Here is a 16119-nt window from a genome sequence, read left to right as displayed (position 1 = left end):
TTGAAGATTGAAAACTAAAGTAAGTATAATTGGTTCCGGATTTTCCTCTCTGGCGGCTAGTTGTTATTTGGCTAAAGCCGGATTTGAAGTGGTGGTTTTTGAGAAAAACAAAAGCTTAGGAGGTCGTGCACGCCGATTATCCCGAGATGGTTTTCATTTTGATATGGGGCCAACTTGGTACTGGATGCCTGATGTTTTTGAAAAATTCTTTAATGATTTTGGAATGTCAACTCATGATTACTATGAGCTCAACCGTTTGTCTCCGGCTTATAAAGTTTACTTTAAGAATAAAGAAAGTATCACCATAGCAGATCATTTAGAGACTATTATTGCTGTTTTTGAACAAGAAGAAAGAGGAAGCGGTGAAAAATTAAGACATTTTATAGCGCAAGCCCAAAAGAACTATCACATTGCTATAAATGAAATGGTCTATAAACCGGGAGATTCTGTTTTAGAATTAGTAAGTTGGGAAACCATGATCAGAGTTCATCAGTTCTTTAAAACGATCAGTCAGAAAGTACGAAGTGAATTCAAAAGCGAAAAATTACAGCAGATACTCGAATTTCCGGTTTTATTTCTGGGAGCCAAACCATCTGATACGCCTTTGTTTTATAATTTTATGAACTATGCTGATTTTGGTTTGGGAACCTGGCATCCTTCAAAAGGGATGTATACCGTTGTAGAAGCAATGGTCACATTGGCACAATCTTTAGGCGTTCATTTTGTTTGTGAAGCTGAAGTAAATAGGATTGTACTGGAAGGGAAAAAGGCAAAAGGACTGGAAGTAAACGGAGAATTCATTGCATCCGATGTGGTATTAAGCGGGGCAGATTACCATCATACTGAACAGTTATTGCCGCAACAATTTAGAATGTATGACGAAAAATATTGGCAATCGAGAGTTTTCGCCCCTTCATCATTGTTATTTTATGTAGGCTTCAGTCAAAAGATCAGTAATGTAGAACATCATACGCTATTCTTTGATGAGCCTTTTGAACCACATGCTGTAGAAATTTACGATACACCGGCTTGGCCTAAAAAGCCTTTGTATTATGCTAGCTTTCCCTCAAAAACAGATCCCTTTTTTGCTCCCGAAGGAAAAGAAGCAGCTACATTTTTGATCCCTGTTGCACCGGGCTTAGAAGATTCTCCGGAGATCAGAGCACATTATTTTGAAATGCTAATGAACCGTTTAGAGCAAACCACCGGACAGGAACTTAAAGATTCTGTTTTGTTTTATGAATCATTCGGAATACAGGATTTTGTTCAAGATTATCATTCTTATAAAGGGAATGCCTACGGTTTAGCCAATATTTTGTTTCAAACCGCATTTTTAAGACCTAAAATAAAGAGTAAAAAAGTTCAGAATTTATTTTTTACGGGACAATTAACTGTTCCCGGACCGGGTGTTCCCCCCTCATTGATATCGGGAAAAATTGCAAGTGAAAAAATCAGAAAAGAATTTGGGTTATGAAAGCATTGTTTGACGTAGCATCTTTGGAATGCAGTAAAAAAATAACGAATACTTACAGTACTTCGTTTTCTTTAGCTATTAAAATGTTAGCGCCCGAGATACGGGATGATATTTATGCTATTTATGGTTTTGTGCGTTGTGCAGATGAAATTGTTGATTCGTTTGAAGGCTATGAACAGGAATTGCTTTTAAACGAATTTGAAGCCGAATATGAAAAAACTTTAGAGCGAAAGATCAGTCTGAATCCGGTATTGAATGCTTTTCAGAGCGTGGTTCATCAGTACGATTTGAAAGATTTGGTAGTACCGTTCTTAGAGAGTATGCGAATGGACTTGACGAAGAAAGAATATACTTCAATAGCCGAGTATGAAGACTACATTTACGGTTCAGCAGATGTGGTGGGCTTAATGTGTTTGAAAGTTTTTGTAAAAGGAGACGAGCAAAGATATGAGGCTTTAAAGACAAGTGCTATGAAATTAGGTTCGGCTTTTCAAAAAGTTAATTTTCTTCGCGATTTGAAATACGATTATGAAAATTTAGGAAGAGTTTACTTTCCGGGAGTTGATTTTAATGCGTTGACAGAAGCAAATAAAAAGAAAATCGTCGCGGAGATCAATGCCGACTTTGAGGTGGCGTACAAAGGTATTTTGCAATTGCCGGTTGAAGCTAAGTTCGGAGTCTATACCGCTTTTCGTTATTATAAAAGTTTGTTGAAAAAGATAGGGCAAACCCAACCGAATGAGTTTTTGAGAAAACGAATCCGAGTATCAGACCCTTTGAAATTATTGATTTTAGGAAAATCATATTTGCGTTACCAATTGAATTTAATTGTATGATGGTTTTAGTATATATATTGGCAACTATAGTAACTTTTCTGCTTATGGAAATCGTTACCTGGTGTACACATAAATATATAATGCACGGGTTTTTATGGTACTTGCATGAAGATCATCATCAGCCTAAATATCAGGGAGTATTTGAAAAGAATGATGCTTTTTTTGTCATTTTTGCTATCCCAAGTATCGCTCTTTTTTATTTTGGTATACATCCGGGGCTCAACCTATTATTTTTTGTTGCATTAGGAATTCTTTTTTATGGAATTGCTTATTTTTTAGTTCATGATGTCTTGATCCATCAACGTTTTAAATGGTTTAAGTATACTAAAAATAAATATTTGATAGGTTTGCGGAAAGCACATAAAGTACATCATAAGCACTTAGGGAAAGAGCAGGGGGAATGTTTCGGAATGTTGTATGTACCCAAAAAATATTTTTCAATGTAATGGAGCATTATTTGTATCTCATAATCGATTTGGCAACACTGTCTATTCCGTTTATGGCAAGTTTCTATCCGAAACACGCCTACTATAAGCGTTGGAAGTGTCTTTTTCCGTCTCTGATGATCGTGGGAATCCTTTTTTTGATTTGGGATGCTTATTTTACAAAAATAGGAGTTTGGGGGTTTAACGAACGTTATTTGACCGGTATAAAAGTTTTTACGCTTCCGTTAGAAGAAGTTTTGTTTTTTTTGTGTATTCCTTATTCGAGTGTCTTTATCTTTTTTTCGCTGGATTATCTCCTGAAAAAAGATCCCTTGTATAGAATACATAAATACATTACGTATTTGCTTATTATTCTGTCAATTGTTCTGTTAGGGCAATATTATGATCGCTGGTATACGGTATCAACGTTCGGGTTGTTGCTATTGTATCTGGTTTATCATGTTTACAGGAAAACCTATTTGGGGAGATATTATGTTTCTTATGCAGTAACCTTGGTTTTCTTTTTTGTGGTAAACGGAATTTTAACAGGTAGTTGGATAGATGCTCCCGTAGTTTGGTATAATAATGAAGAGAATATGGCTCTTCGTTTGGGAACTATACCTTTTGAGGATATGTTTTACGGGTTCTTGTTAATTGCTTTAGTTCTCGACGGATTCCAATACCTTAGAAAAAATCGGCATTAGTTAGTTTTCTTAATTATAGAAAAACCCCAATTCAGAATTGATTGGGGTTTTCTTTTTATTTATTTTCTTGTTCTTCTGATTCGTTCTTCAGGTTAAGATCTCCTTTTCCGTGAACTACAGTAGTTTTTGGAGCGTCAAAATCAATTTTTTTACGGCGAAGTTCAAAGTTCTGACCTAAATAAACCCGACGCACTACTTCGTCTTCTGCTAATTCTTCCGGTTTTCCGGCTTTTAAGATACCGCCTTCAAACATCAAATACGTTTTATCAGTAATGGCTAATGTTTCTTGAACATTGTGATCGGTAATCAAAATACCGATGTTTTTATTTTTCAGTTGGGCTACAATTCGCTGAATATCTTCTACAGCAACAGGATCGACCCCCGCAAAAGGCTCATCTAATAAGATAAATTTAGGGTCAGTAGCCAGAGCACGTGCAATTTCTGTACGACGACGTTCTCCTCCTGAAAGCAGGTCACCACGATTAGTACGGATGTGTTGTAATGAAAATTCATCAATTAAAGCTTCCATTTTAGCCTCTTGTTCTGCTTTCGAAAGATCGGTTAATTGCAGAACGCTCATAATATTGTCCTCAATACTTAGCTTTCTGAAAACCGAAGCTTCCTGAGCCAGATAACCGATCCCGTTTTGAGCCCTTTTGTACATCGGGAAATGCGTGATATCCATGTTGTCGAGATAGATGTTCCCGCTGTTAGGCTTTACCAATCCGACGATCATATAAAAAGAGGTGGTTTTTCCGGCACCATTAGGACCTAACAATCCCACAATTTCTCCTTGATTAACTTCAACGGAAATCCCTTTTACAACAGTTCTTTTTTTATAAGTTTTGACTAAGTGATCAGCTCTTAATTTCATATTTTTTTAGTTGCTCAGTAACAAAGAAAAGGTTACATGTGACTATTAGTTAGCAAATTAACAAATAAACGCTTAAACAAATAAGCGAATTAACAATTATTTAGACTCTTCCAGAGCTTCCCAGAATTCGTAAGCCCTTCTTAAATGCGGAACTACAATTGTGCCTCCTACTAAGGTGGCTATTCCCATAGCTTCCATCATTTCCTCTTTCGTAATGCCGTTTTTGTAACTGGTCTCTAAATGGTATTTAATACAATCATCACAACGCAGAACAGCTGAAGCTACCAAACCTAATAGTTCTTTGGTCTTTACGTCCAAAGCACCTTCCATATATGCATTGGTATCCAGATTAAAAATTCGCTTTACGATTTTATTGTTGTCTGCCAGTAACTTTTCGTTCATTTTGGAACGATACTCGTTAAATTCTTTTACCGGATCTGCCATTTTTTAATATTTTTTTAGTTCTTGGTTTTTACTTTCTATTCCTTTGACTACAACGGAACTGATCAAAATACTGATTTCGTATAAAATCATGATCGGAACAGCAACGATAACTTGGCTCAATACATCCGGAGGCGTTATAATTGCAGAAAGAATCAGAACAATAATAAGGGTGTATTTTCGATACTCTCTTAAGAATTTCGGAGTAACCAAACCAATTTTAGTCAGGAAGTAAATAATAATAGGTAATTCAAAAAGCAATCCGCTGGCTACTGTGGAGGAACGCAACAAACTGATGTATGAAGAAAGGTCAATGTCATTAAAGATCTCTTTACTGACATTATAATTCGCTAAAAAGTTTACAGATAACGGTGCTATTAAAAAATAACCGAAAAGGACGCCGGAAAAGAATAATAGCGAAGCTACAATAACAAAAGCCCTTGCATATTTCTTCTCATTCTCATATAAGGCAGGACTAATGAATTTCCAAAATTCCCATAAAATAAAAGGGAACCCGATGATAAACCCTGCTGTTATAGATGTCCACATGTGAGCGGAGAATTGACCGCCCATTTCGCGACTCTGTATACGGATAGGAATTTCAGTAACACAGAAATCACCGCTTAAACCGAATTTTTGAGACAGATCGCAAAAAATATGATACGTTATAAAATCCGGATTTTTAGGTCCGAAAATGATCTGATCAAAGATAAAATCACTGAAGAAAAAGGCTATAGCAGCACATATTATTACAGCAAGTGTACTTCTGATCAGTAACCATCTTAATTCTTCCAGATGGTCTAAAAACGACATTTCGCTAAGATTTTTATTTGCCATTATACGATGCCTTCTTTTAGGATGTCATGTAAGTGTAAAACGCCTTTGTACTCGCCGTTATCAATAACGATTAATTGAGTAATGGCATTGTTCTCTAAAATATTTAATGCGTCTGCTACCAAAATATCAGAGGCAATATGTTTTGGATTTTTAGTCATAATGTCTGAGGCTTTTAAATGGTTGAATGTATCATTTGTGTTTAGCATTCGTCTGATATCACCATCTGTAATGATTCCCACAACTTTATTCTGATCAACGACTGCTGTTACTCCTAAGCGTTTTTCTGAAATTTCTACAATAACCTGTTTGATAGGAGCATCAGAAGAAACCTGTGGTCTGTGAGTTGCATCCAGCATATCCTGAACCCGTAGCAATAATTTTTTACCCAATGCTCCACCCGGATGGTATAAAGCAAAATCTTCACTTTTAAAGTTGCGAAGCTCCATTAAGGCAACAGCCAAAGCATCTCCTAAAACCAACTGCGCTGTTGTACTGTTTGTAGGAGCTAAATTATTTGGACAGGCTTCTTTAGCAACGTGAGCATGCAAAATGAAGTGTGATTCTTTACCTAAAAAAGAGTTTTTATCAGACGTCATTCCGATCAAGATATTACCATGTCGTTTTAAAAGTGGAACTAAAACTTTGATTTCAGGACTATTTCCACTTTTAGAGATACAAATAGTGATATCGCCAGGTTGAACCATCCCTAAATCGCCATGAACGGCTTCAGCAGCATGCAAAAATAAGGAAGGCGTTCCGGTTGAGTTTAAAGTTGCTACTATTTTCTGAGCAATAATGGCACTTTTACCAATTCCCGTTACGACTAGCCGACCTTTAGTTTCGTAGATTTTCTGAACTGAAATAGCAAAGTCTTCCGTTAAGTAATTCGCTAATTCAGAAATGGCTTCACTCTCTTCTAATATGGTTTTTTTAGCAGATTCTAGTATTGTGGTAGTTGTGTTCAAAATGTGTTAATTATTGTTTTGTTCTTTTAAAGAAAATTGTATCTTTATAATTGCAAATTTATGTAAAAACATATTAATAGAGAATGAAACCGAACGAAATTGATTTACACAAAGAATTAAAAAAATATTTCGGGTTTAACCAATTTAAAGGACTACAAGAACAAGTTGTTAACAGTATCATAAACGGACATAATACTTTTGTAATCATGCCGACAGGTGGTGGTAAGTCGTTGTGTTACCAATTACCGGCACTTGTGCTTGATGGAACAGCGATTGTTGTTTCTCCATTAATTGCCTTGATGAAAAATCAGGTTGATGCTATTAGAAGTTTAAGTTCTGAGCCCGGTGTGGCACATGTGCTTAATTCTTCGTTAACCAAAACAGAAGTAAATCAGGTAAAAAGTGATATTACCTCAGGAGTAACCAAACTGCTATATGTTGCTCCCGAATCTTTAACTAAAGAAGAGTATATCCAATTTTTTAATGAAGTAAACATTTCCTTTGTTGCCATAGATGAAGCGCATTGTATTTCAGAATGGGGACACGATTTTAGACCGGAATACCGAAATCTTAAAAACATTATCCGTCAATTGGGAGATAATGTGCCGATTATCGGATTAACAGCTACTGCTACACCGAAAGTTCAGGAAGACATTCTGAAAAATTTGGACATGCCGGATGCGAATGTATTTAAGGCTTCTTTTAACCGTCCGAATTTGTTTTACGAAGTGCGACCTAAAACGAAGAATGTAGAAGCTGATATCATTCGTTTTATTAAACAACACAAAGGGAAATCGGGTGTTATTTATTGTTTAAGCCGAAAAAAAGTTGAAGATATAGCACAATTGCTCCAGGTAAACGGGATCAGTGCCGTTCCTTATCATGCAGGACTGGATGCTAAAACACGCGCTAAGCATCAGGATATGTTTCTAATGGAAGATGTAGATGTGGTTGTAGCAACGATTGCATTTGGAATGGGAATAGATAAACCGGATGTACGCTATGTTATTCACCATGATATTCCGAAATCACTAGAAAGTTACTATCAGGAAACCGGTCGTGCAGGACGCGACGGAGGCGAGGGATATTGTTTAGCCTATTATTCGTATAAAGATATTGAAAAACTGGAAAAATTCATGGCCGGAAAACCGGTTGCCGAACAGGAAATTGGTTATGCATTGCTACAAGAGGTAGTTGCTTATGCAGAAACCTCCATGTCCAGAAGAAAATATTTATTACACTATTTCGGAGAAGAATTTGATGAAGTGAACGGAGAGGGAGCGGATATGGACGACAATGTTCGCAATCCAAAGAAAAAAGTAGAGGCTAAGGATCAGGTGAAACTTCTGTTAGAAGTAATACGTGAGACAAAGGAATTGTTTAAATCCAAAGAAATTATCCTGACATTACTCGGAAAGATCAATGCGGTTATTAAATCGCATAAGATTGATGCCAATCCGCTTTTCGGAAAAGGATCTGATTTTGATGAGAGGTTCTGGATGGCATTGATTCGTCAGGTTCTGGTTGCCGGTTATATTAAAAAAGATATTGAATCATACGGTGTAATTAAACTTACAGATAAGGGGAAAGAATTTATTGAAAATCCGATTTCTTTTATGATGTCGGAAGATCACGAATACAGTGAAAATGAAGAAGAAAATGTAGTGTCGACCTCAAAATCTTCAGGAACAACTGATGAAGCACTGATGAATATGTTGAAAGAGTTACGTAAAAAAGTAGCTAAAAAACTGGGGGTACCTCCGTTTGTGGTTTTTCAGGATCCTTCCTTAGAAGATATGTCGCTTAAATATCCGGTGTCTATTGATGAATTGAGTAATATTCATGGCGTAGGAGAAGGAAAAGCTAAGAAATACGGAAAAGAATTTGTAGCTTTAATTGCGCGTTATGTAGATGAGAATGATATTATAAGACCAGATGACTTGGTCGTAAAATCGACAGGGACAAATTCTGCATTGAAATTGTATATTATTCAGAGCGTGGATAAAAAATTAGGCTTGGATGATATTGCTAAGGCAAAAGGACTGGAAATGGAGGAGTTATTAAAGGCTATGGAGCAAATTGTTTATTCCGGAACTAAGCTGAACATTAGCTATTGGGTTGATGAGATTTTAGATGAAGATCAACAAGAAGAGATACACGATTACTTTATGGAATCAGAGTCGGATAATATTAAAGATGCTTTAAAAGAATTTGACGGGGATTATGATACAGAAGAACTTCGATTAATGCGTATCAAATTTATTAGTGAAGTAGCTAATTAGATTCATGCGATTTTAAAAGATAACTTTAATGAAACGCAAAGTCTCTGACTTTGCGTTTTTTGTTGTACAAAGTTTTGTCTGTAAAAACTTTGTAACTTTACGGGAATACATTTTAAGTCATAATAAATGGAAGTAGAAAACTGGATTCCTCAAACTTTAATTGAGTTTGTTCTCGTTGTGTTATTTTCTTTGAGTATCGGTTTAGAGCAAAGAAAAAGATTTCCGAAAGAGAAACAAACCTTCGGTACAGACAGAACATTTGCATTCATCGGAGTATTAGGGTTTTTACTTTTGTTAGCCGATAAAGAAACACTGATTCCTTTTTTGGTCGGTTTTGTCATGGTCGGGGTTTTTCTTGCGATTTACTATTTCCAAAAGATTAAGATAGAAGGACGTTACGGGCTGACAACAGTGATATTGGGATTAATTACGTATTCTTTTTCACTGATCTTGTTGAAAAATCCGCATTGGTTTTCATTATTGTTTTTTGTAGCAGTTATTATTTTAGCCCAGATAAAAAAGCCGTTACAGGATTTTAGCGATGAGATTGATTCGGAGGAGTTCATTACGCTGGCAAAATTCATTATTATAACAGGAGTCGTGTTACCGCTGTTACCCAAAGAAACAGGATTGGACTGGCTTCCTGTATCTCCTTATAATATCTGGTTAGCAGTAGTAGTAGTATCAGCAATTTCATATCTAAGTTATTTGTTGCGCAAATATGCTTTTCCTAAAGCGGGACTTTTGCTTACCGGTATTTTAGGTGGTTTGTATAGTAGTACGGCCAGTACGATCATTTTAGCGAAGAAAAGCAAAGAAACAGGAAGACAACCTAAAACATACGCAGCTACAATTGTAATGGCAACAGCTATGATGTTTTTACGCATTTATATCCTGATCGTTATTTTTAATGTTGCTTTGGCGCTAAAAGCATTGCCTTATTTTATTGTCTTGTTTGGGGTAACACTAACTGTCGGTTTTTGGATGTATAGATCAGGGAAAGATGAAGTTTCAGCCTCTCAGCCCATATTAGATGATCGTAATCCGTTAGAATTTAAAGTAGCTGTAGTTTTTTCACTGTTGTATGTGTTGTTTTCGGCTATTACTCAGTTTTCTATTACTCATTTCGGGCAGCAAGGACTAAACGGACTGTCCATTATAGTTGGGTTTACAGATATTGATCCTTTTCTGTTGAATTTATTTCAGGGACATTATGATGTGACTAGCCATGCTTTGTTGGCAGCAACCCTTCAGGCTATTGTCGGAAATAATATTATAAAGTTGGGCTATGCCTGGTTTTTAAGTGGTGAAGGAACAAAGAAATGGGTTTTGAAAGGCTTTGGCGTTGTATTACTTTTTAATATTGCAGCAATACTATTATTGTATACGTATTGATTATGCCTCTGGTTCAATATAAACCTCACCCCTGTGTGGTTTTAAACTATCTCGGAATGTGATCATATCTTTTTCTTCAACTACCAGAAAAGCGGTCGCATACATGTCATTTATAATCTCAAAACCGGTAATTTGTAAGCTGTACTTCTCTTGTTCCAGAAACTCTTTTAGGTGAATATCGTGATGTTCGGCAGTTTTGGCGGCAGCCGGACCTCTGAAATCCCAGATTAATTTTATTTTTCTGTTCATAATTAAAGTTTAAAAACCTAAAATGATTTTAGCAATGGAAAAGTAGATCAAGATCCCGAAAATATCGTTGCTTGTGGTAATAAACGGTCCGGTAGCTAAAGCCGGATCAATGCCGAAGCGGTTTAACGTTATCGGAATAAAAGTCCCGATTAATGCTGCTAAAATAATGACGGAAACTAATGAAATAGCTACTGTAAAACCAACTAGATAATCGACCCCGATAATAAAATGACTACCTATTAGTAATAAAACAGCTAAAAAAAGACCATTCAATAAACTCAGAAGCAACTCTTTAATTAAACGTTTCCAAAGGGAGCCACTCAAAGAATTGTTGGCCAAACCTTGAACAATGATGGCAGAAGATTGAACGCCTACATTTCCGGCCATGGCAGCAATAAGCGGCGTAAAGAAGAATACTACCGGAAAATCATTCATTGCTCCCTGAAAAGTACTGGCAATCTTAACGGCTATAAAACTTCCGGATAAAGCCAGAACCAACCATGGTAAGCGTGCTTTGGTTAACTCTAAAATGCTATCATCAGCTTCTACGTCTTGTGAGATACCCGCAGCTAATTGGTAATCTTTATCAGCTTCTTCCTTGATAACGTCTACAATGTCATCAATGGTAATGCGTCCTACTAATCGTCCCAATTCATCAACTACAGGGATAGCTTCCAAGTCATATTTTTGCATAATACGGGCAACTTCCACACCTTCAGTATCCACTTTAACATAGTCTACTTTGGGAATGTATACCTCGCTGATAGGTGTTTTAGTAGAAGTGGTTAGTAAATCTTTTAAGGAAAGGCGGCCTTTTAAGCGACCTTCATCATCTACGACATAGATCGAATGTACTCGGGTAACATTTTCTGCCTGAGCGCGCATCTCTTTTACACAAGTCAGAACATTCCAGTTTTCATTGACTTTTACGAGTTCCTTTGCCATCAATCCGCCGGCAGAATCTTCGTCATAGCGTAATAAGTCAACAATATCTTTAGCATGTTCAACATCCTCCAGCTCTGATATTACCTGTTCTTTTTTCTCCTGAGGTAATTCAGCAATGATATCGGCGGCATCGTCAGTGTCTAATTCGTCCAGCTCATCAGCAATCTCTTTAGCCGAAAGGCTTTTCAGAATTTTAATCCTTACTTCTTCGTCAAGTTCCAGTAAGATCTCGGCTGTTTTTTCAGAATCTAAAGTGTTGAAAACATAAATAGCGCCATAATCATCCAGTTCTTCCATGATTTCGGCGACATCAGCATAGTGCATATCTTTAAGCAAGTGAAAAACTTCCTGCTCTTTATTTTCTTGAATTAAAACTTCAAGTTCGTGAATAAGCTCTCTGCTGATTTTAAACTCCATAGGCAGCTATTTTTTGAGTGAGTTCAATGAATTGTTCCACCGGAAGTTGCTCCGGGCGCAGGTCAAAGATACTATCTTCTTTTAAATTATCAGAATTAATAAAGCTTTTTAAGCTGTTTCGAAGTGTTTTTCTTCTTTGGTTAAAGGCTTGTTTAACTACAGAGAAAAATAATTTTTCATCACAAGGTAAATGATAATTTTCTTTACGGATCAAACGTAAAACACCTGATTTTACTTTCGGAGGCGGATTAAAAACATGTTCCGGTACGGTGAATAAATAGTCTGCCTCGTAAAAAGCCTGAGTCAATACCGAAAGAATGCCGTAAGTCTTACTGCCTGCTTTTTCGCAAATGCGTTCGGCAACCTCTTTTTGGAACATTCCTGAAAATTCAGGGATCTGATCGCGCATTTCCAATGTTCTGAAAACAATTTGGGAAGAAATGTTATATGGATAATTCCCTATGATAGCAAAAGGTTCGTTCTGGAAAACTTCATTAATATTATACTTCAGGAAATCCTTAGAAATGATATGCCCTTGCAATTTAGGGTAGTGTGTTTCTAAGTACGTTACAGATTCCGTATCGATCTCAATAACAAAAGTTTCTATAGGCTTTTCTAACAAATATTTTGTTAATACACCCATACCAGGACCTATCTCCAATACTTTTTGATACCCGTTTAATGTAAGCGTGTCGGCTATGTTTTTGGCTATATTTTCATCTGTCAAAAAATGTTGCCCAAGGTGCTTTTTGGCTCTGACTTTGTCCATTTATTTTGTTTAATGGTGAATAAAGGAAGTTTTTTTAGTTGCTTTCAGAGAAAAATTCGTTCATGACTTCCAACTCTGTTCTGAAAGACAACATTTTGTCACCGAAAAGTTCAAAACCTTCCTGACGCAATCTCGGAGCGTGTTCTTTGTAATAAAGATCCAGATTCTCTCTGGTTGGACAAAAATATTGAATAGAGTAGGTAGTTCCGCCCATTTCTTCTTCCACTAAGACTTTAACCATTCTGGCATTGGTGAATAAACCGGTTGCCAAAACATCTTGAATATGCTTGTTTTTCATCCAGTCTAACCATTGGTGGTGTACGGTTTCGTCTATATTGATAGTAACGTTGTATATAATCATATTGTTTTGCTAAATATTAGTATCACCTCTTAAAATTCTATACTGTCGTCTGGCATCAGTATAATAAATGCTGTCCTGATGCTCAAAAATTATTTTTTCGTAAAATGCTTTTGCCTGTTCGGGATCGCTTAGGAATTTATTATAAATTTCTGCGGAGAAAAATAAAGCTTCGTCTATATAAACCCCGTCTTTGTGCTCTGTTAAGATAGTATTGTAATAAACTAAAGCTTTGTCGTAATTTTTAAAGTCCTGATAAATCTGTCCGATTTTCATCAAGGTTGCTCCTTCGATTTCTTCTCCTTTGTGCCGTTCTAAAATTTGTTGAAAACCTTGTAGAGCGTCGGCTTTTTTGTTTTGATATAATTTGAGGTCAGCTTCTGAAAAAGCTTGTAATGCAATGTGAGTGCTGTCTTCTGTGGAAGAGTTGTCCTGAATGAGCAGGAATAGTTCCAATGCATCATTAGCAATTAATAAGCTTGGTGATTGTTTTAACATTTTTACATTTTGCAATGCCCAGTCAAAATCTTTCTTATAATAATTGGCTTTTGCCATTTTCATACTGGCCTGATGAGCCATTTCGTCATTCTTTAAATTGTCTTCAATTTGTGCGTAATACAAAATAGCCTGATTGAATTTCTCGTCATATAAGAAAATATCGGCTAACTCCATTTTAATTTTAGAAGACTGTCTGGTGTTCAAAGGTAATTCCAACGACTTTTGCAGAAGAGCAATTCCGGACGAAGCATCATTTCTGTAAAAAGTTTCAAAATGAGCAGTCAGAATTTGCAGGTCTAAAGTGTAAGGTGTAAAACCGTATTTTTTAAGTAGTAAGTCCATCTCTTCGGCAAGAGCAGGATATTCCTTTTTATCGGCAGAATCAATTTTAGATTGCATTAAAAAATGCTCGGCTTCAACCTGTAAAGAGGTATTTTGGGTATTTGCCAAGATAAACTCGAACATTGAAGTAGCTTCTGTTGTTTGTTGATCTTCAACAGCCATTTTAGCCAATGAAATGATATTGTATAAGGATTCCGGATCTCTTTTAAAAACGGCTTTTTCCTGAATAAATGCTTTTCCGTAATCTTTTTGCTGAACATAATACCAGCTTAAAAATTCATTCCAGAAAATATCCGGATTTTTTTGTGTACGGATAATAAGTGCCTTTTTTAAGCTATTGCTGAAAGATTCGTTTGCTTCATCGATCAAAAAACGAGTCAGATAGCTTTGTACCTGAACAGCACTTTCTTTTTTATGATAAGCATAGTCCAGTAATTTATTTGTCATCTCATCCAGTTGTCCCATTTGTCCGTAAAGTAATGCGATCTGATAGTCAAAATTTAAGTTCGGATTTAATTCCTGACCTTTTTGATAGGCTTTTAAAGCCCATTCCGGTAGAACTTTTTTATCAAATGCACTTCCTATCTGGTAGGCATAATTAGGATTGTCTTCGATGGACTTTAAGGCTTCTTCGTATTTTTTATGTGCTTTGTTTTCCTGTTTCTGAAGTTGCCAGTTGTATCCTTCTTCAATAAATAAATACGGTTGAAAGTATCTTTTACTTCTTTTAGCAATTAATTCGCCGGCTTTGTCATATTGTTGCAATTGCTGATAGCAAAAAAGAACTTTGTCAAAATAAAAGCTGTTTGAAGGTTGTTTTTCGGCTAAAGGTTCCAGTAACGTAAGCGCTTTGTCGAATTCGCCTTTCTCAAAATAATCTAAAGCCAATTGATCGTTTTGGGAAAAGGCAACCAACTGAAACAAAAGGAAGAAAGTGAAAATGGCTTTTTGCATACTAAAATAAATAATGCACTAAGTTAACATATTTGTGTTAAAATAGTGCATTGTTTGTATAAGATTAACGCTTAGTCAATAATGTCAAATCCGGTGTAAGGTCTTAATACCTCCGGAATTACAATTCCTTCAGGTGTTTGATAATTTTCTAAGATTCCTGCAAGTACGCGCGGTAAAGCTAATGAGCTTCCGTTTAAGGTGTGAGCCAGTAGATTCTTACCTTCTTTGTCTTTGAATCGCAATTTCAAACGATTGGCTTGAAACGTTTCAAAGTTAGAAACAGATGAAATCTCTAACCAACGATCCTGCGCTGTTGAAAACACTTCAAAGTCATACGTTAAAGCAGAAGTGAATCCCATATCGCCACCGCAAAGTCTTAAAATACGGAACGGTAATTTTAATTCTTGAAGAATATCTTTAACGTGTTCCACCATTCCGTCAAGAGCTTCGTATGATTTGTCAGGATGTTCAATGCGAACAATTTCCACTTTATCAAATTGGTGCAAACGATTTAAACCTCTTACGTGTGCACCGTAAGAACCTGCTTCTCTACGGAAACAAGGAGTGTAACCGGTACAAAGAACCGGTAGGTCATTTTCGTTTAACAAAACATCACGGTATAAATTAGTTACCGGGACTTCTGCTGTAGGGATCAAAAACAAAGGTTGTTCTTCATTTACTACATACATTTGTCCTTCTTTATCCGGTAATTGTCCGGTTCCGTAACCTGAAGCTTCATTTACTAAATGCGGAACCTGAGTTTCCTGATAACCGGCTGCTGTGTTTTTATCTAAAAAATAATTGATTAAAGCACGTTGTAAACGAGCTCCTTTACCTTTGTACACCGGAAAACCGGCACCGGTAATTTTAGCACCGAGGTCAAAATCGATGATGTCGTATTTTTTTGCCAATTCCCAGTGTGGTAAAGCGCCTTCAAACAGATTCGGAATTTCTCCGTCCTGGTATACGTTCAAATTGTCATCAGCTGTTTTGCCTTCCGGAACAATTTCATTCGGAACGTTCGGTAACTTGTATAGTTCTTCTTGTAAAGATGCAGCTACTTCGTTTAAAATATCGCTGAGTTCTTTACTTTTTTCTTTTAACTGAGCTGTTTTTTCTTTTAATGTTTCTGCTTGGGCTTTTTCGCCACTTCGCATCAATTCGCCAATTTCTTTGGATAACTTATTGGATTCGGCAAGAGTGTTGTCTAATTCAACCTGAGTAGTTCTTCTTTTTTCATCTAAATCTACTACTAAATTTACCAAATCGTTAGCATCCATGTTTCTCTTGGCTAAACGTTTGATAACTTCTTCCTTGTTCTCTCTAATGTAAGCTATCTGTAACATGATTAAAA

Annotated in this window: 16 protein-coding genes; 6 read left to right on the top strand and 10 right to left on the bottom strand. The window is 36.3% G+C overall.

Annotated features, from left to right (window positions below):
• Positions 1-7: 7 nt before the first annotated feature.
• From DI487_RS03405 to DI487_RS03390, 4 genes are read left to right on the top strand one after another with little or no spacing between them, the layout of a single operon-like run.
• Entirely contained in the window at positions 8-1474 is a 1467-nt protein-coding gene (locus tag DI487_RS03405) for a phytoene desaturase family protein (RefSeq protein ID WP_109568413.1), read from the top strand.
• Entirely contained in the window at positions 1471-2310 is an 840-nt protein-coding gene (locus DI487_RS03400) for a phytoene/squalene synthase family protein (RefSeq protein WP_109568412.1), read from the top strand. The genes DI487_RS03405 and DI487_RS03400 overlap by 4 nt, the downstream gene beginning before the upstream one ends.
• Complete coding sequence (locus DI487_RS03395; RefSeq protein ID WP_109568411.1) at positions 2307-2756, top strand: sterol desaturase family protein; 450 nt, start codon at positions 2307-2309, stop codon at positions 2754-2756. Before DI487_RS03400 ends, DI487_RS03395 begins: the two co-directional genes overlap by 4 nt.
• Entirely contained in the window at positions 2756-3439 is a 684-nt protein-coding gene (locus DI487_RS03390) for a lycopene cyclase domain-containing protein (RefSeq protein WP_109568410.1), read from the top strand. Before DI487_RS03395 ends, DI487_RS03390 begins: the two co-directional genes overlap by 1 nt.
• Positions 3440-3494: 55 nt before the next feature.
• Here the strand turns inward: DI487_RS03390 and lptB are convergent, their stop codons facing one another.
• The 4 genes from lptB to DI487_RS03370 all read right to left on the bottom strand — a co-directional run bounded on the left by lptB (position 3495) and on the right by DI487_RS03370 (position 6556).
• A complete protein-coding gene (gene lptB, locus DI487_RS03385; protein WP_109568409.1) occupies positions 3495-4313 on the bottom strand; it encodes an LPS export ABC transporter ATP-binding protein in 819 nt (272 codons plus the stop codon).
• A gap of 96 nt (positions 4314-4409) precedes the next feature.
• Positions 4410-4757, bottom strand: a complete 348-nt coding sequence (locus DI487_RS03380) for a carboxymuconolactone decarboxylase family protein (RefSeq protein ID WP_109568408.1) — start codon at positions 4755-4757, stop codon at positions 4410-4412.
• Between the two features lie 3 nt (positions 4758-4760).
• Positions 4761-5591, bottom strand: coding sequence for a twin-arginine translocase subunit TatC (gene tatC, locus DI487_RS03375; RefSeq protein WP_109568407.1), 831 nt, complete (start codon positions 5589-5591; stop codon positions 4761-4763).
• The gene (locus DI487_RS03370) at positions 5591-6556 is read right to left on the bottom strand and encodes a KpsF/GutQ family sugar-phosphate isomerase (RefSeq protein ID WP_170108162.1); all 966 of its coding nucleotides are present in this window, start codon (positions 6554-6556) and stop codon (positions 5591-5593) included. Before DI487_RS03370 ends, tatC begins: the two co-directional genes overlap by 1 nt.
• A gap of 83 nt (positions 6557-6639) precedes the next feature.
• Here DI487_RS03370 and recQ point away from each other — a divergent pair, with 83 nt between their 5' ends.
• Both recQ and DI487_RS03360 read left to right on the top strand, forming a co-directional pair.
• Positions 6640-8838 (top strand): DNA helicase RecQ, encoded by a 2199-nt coding sequence (gene recQ / locus DI487_RS03365; protein WP_109568406.1) that lies wholly within the window; start codon positions 6640-6642, stop codon positions 8836-8838.
• 126 nt (positions 8839-8964) lie between these two features.
• Positions 8965-10233: an MgtC/SapB family protein gene (locus DI487_RS03360; RefSeq protein WP_109568405.1), complete on the top strand. Its 1269-nt coding sequence runs from the start codon at positions 8965-8967 to the stop codon at positions 10231-10233.
• On the opposite strand, the gene DI487_RS03355 is transcribed toward DI487_RS03360, so the two are convergent.
• The 6 genes from DI487_RS03355 to serS all read right to left on the bottom strand — a co-directional run bounded on the left by DI487_RS03355 (position 10234) and on the right by serS (position 16111).
• Entirely contained in the window at positions 10234-10482 is a 249-nt protein-coding gene (locus DI487_RS03355) for a hypothetical protein (protein WP_109568404.1), read from the bottom strand. It lies immediately after the preceding gene.
• 9 nt (positions 10483-10491) lie between these two features.
• Positions 10492-11844 (bottom strand): magnesium transporter, encoded by a 1353-nt coding sequence (gene mgtE / locus DI487_RS03350; protein WP_109568403.1) that lies wholly within the window; start codon positions 11842-11844, stop codon positions 10492-10494.
• The gene (rsmA, locus tag DI487_RS03345; protein WP_109568402.1) at positions 11834-12613 is read right to left on the bottom strand and encodes a 16S rRNA (adenine(1518)-N(6)/adenine(1519)-N(6))-dimethyltransferase RsmA; all 780 of its coding nucleotides are present in this window, start codon (positions 12611-12613) and stop codon (positions 11834-11836) included. The genes mgtE and rsmA overlap by 11 nt, the downstream gene beginning before the upstream one ends.
• Positions 12614-12647: 34 nt before the next feature.
• On the bottom strand, positions 12648-12974 hold the full coding sequence (locus DI487_RS03340; protein ID WP_109568401.1) for a DUF4286 family protein: 327 nt from the start codon (positions 12972-12974) through the stop codon (positions 12648-12650).
• Positions 12975-12983: 9 nt separating this feature from the next.
• On the bottom strand, positions 12984-14765 hold the full coding sequence (locus DI487_RS03335) for a tetratricopeptide repeat protein (protein WP_109568400.1): 1782 nt from the start codon (positions 14763-14765) through the stop codon (positions 12984-12986).
• Positions 14766-14836: 71 nt separating this feature from the next.
• On the bottom strand, positions 14837-16111 hold the full coding sequence (serS, locus tag DI487_RS03330; RefSeq protein ID WP_109568399.1) for a serine--tRNA ligase: 1275 nt from the start codon (positions 16109-16111) through the stop codon (positions 14837-14839).
• Positions 16112-16119: the final 8 nt, after the last annotated feature.

This window comes from Flavobacterium sediminis (assembly GCF_003148385.1).
GTDB lineage: Bacteria > Bacteroidota > Bacteroidia > Flavobacteriales > Flavobacteriaceae > Flavobacterium > Flavobacterium sediminis.
Note: the sequence above shows the minus strand (reverse complement) of the source record. Positions and strands in the feature narration are given on the sequence as shown.

Excerpts from the sequence above, each read along its gene's own strand:
- DI487_RS03400 (WP_109568412.1), top strand. The coding sequence starts at position 1,471 with ATGAAAGCATTGTTTGACGTAGCATCTTTGGAATGCAGTAAAAAAATA.
- DI487_RS03395 (WP_109568411.1), top strand. The coding sequence starts at position 2,307 with ATGATGGTTTTAGTATATATATTGGCAACTATAGTAACTTTTCTGCTT.
- DI487_RS03390 (WP_109568410.1), top strand. The coding sequence starts at position 2,756 with ATGGAGCATTATTTGTATCTCATAATCGATTTGGCAACACTGTCTATT.
- lptB (WP_109568409.1), bottom strand. The coding sequence starts at position 4,313 with ATGAAATTAAGAGCTGATCACTTAGTCAAAACTTATAAAAAAAGAACT.
- DI487_RS03380 (WP_109568408.1), bottom strand. The coding sequence starts at position 4,757 with ATGGCAGATCCGGTAAAAGAATTTAACGAGTATCGTTCCAAAATGAAC.
- tatC (WP_109568407.1), bottom strand. The coding sequence starts at position 5,591 with ATGGCAAATAAAAATCTTAGCGAAATGTCGTTTTTAGACCATCTGGAA.
- recQ (WP_109568406.1), top strand. The coding sequence starts at position 6,640 with ATGAAACCGAACGAAATTGATTTACACAAAGAATTAAAAAAATATTTC.
- DI487_RS03360 (WP_109568405.1), top strand. The coding sequence starts at position 8,965 with ATGGAAGTAGAAAACTGGATTCCTCAAACTTTAATTGAGTTTGTTCTC.
- DI487_RS03355 (WP_109568404.1), bottom strand. The coding sequence starts at position 10,482 with ATGAACAGAAAAATAAAATTAATCTGGGATTTCAGAGGTCCGGCTGCC.
- mgtE (WP_109568403.1), bottom strand. The coding sequence starts at position 11,844 with ATGGAGTTTAAAATCAGCAGAGAGCTTATTCACGAACTTGAAGTTTTA.
- rsmA (WP_109568402.1), bottom strand. The coding sequence starts at position 12,613 with ATGGACAAAGTCAGAGCCAAAAAGCACCTTGGGCAACATTTTTTGACA.
- DI487_RS03340 (WP_109568401.1), bottom strand. The coding sequence starts at position 12,974 with ATGATTATATACAACGTTACTATCAATATAGACGAAACCGTACACCAC.
- DI487_RS03335 (WP_109568400.1), bottom strand. The coding sequence starts at position 14,765 with ATGCAAAAAGCCATTTTCACTTTCTTCCTTTTGTTTCAGTTGGTTGCC.
- serS (WP_109568399.1), bottom strand. The coding sequence starts at position 16,111 with ATGTTACAGATAGCTTACATTAGAGAGAACAAGGAAGAAGTTATCAAA.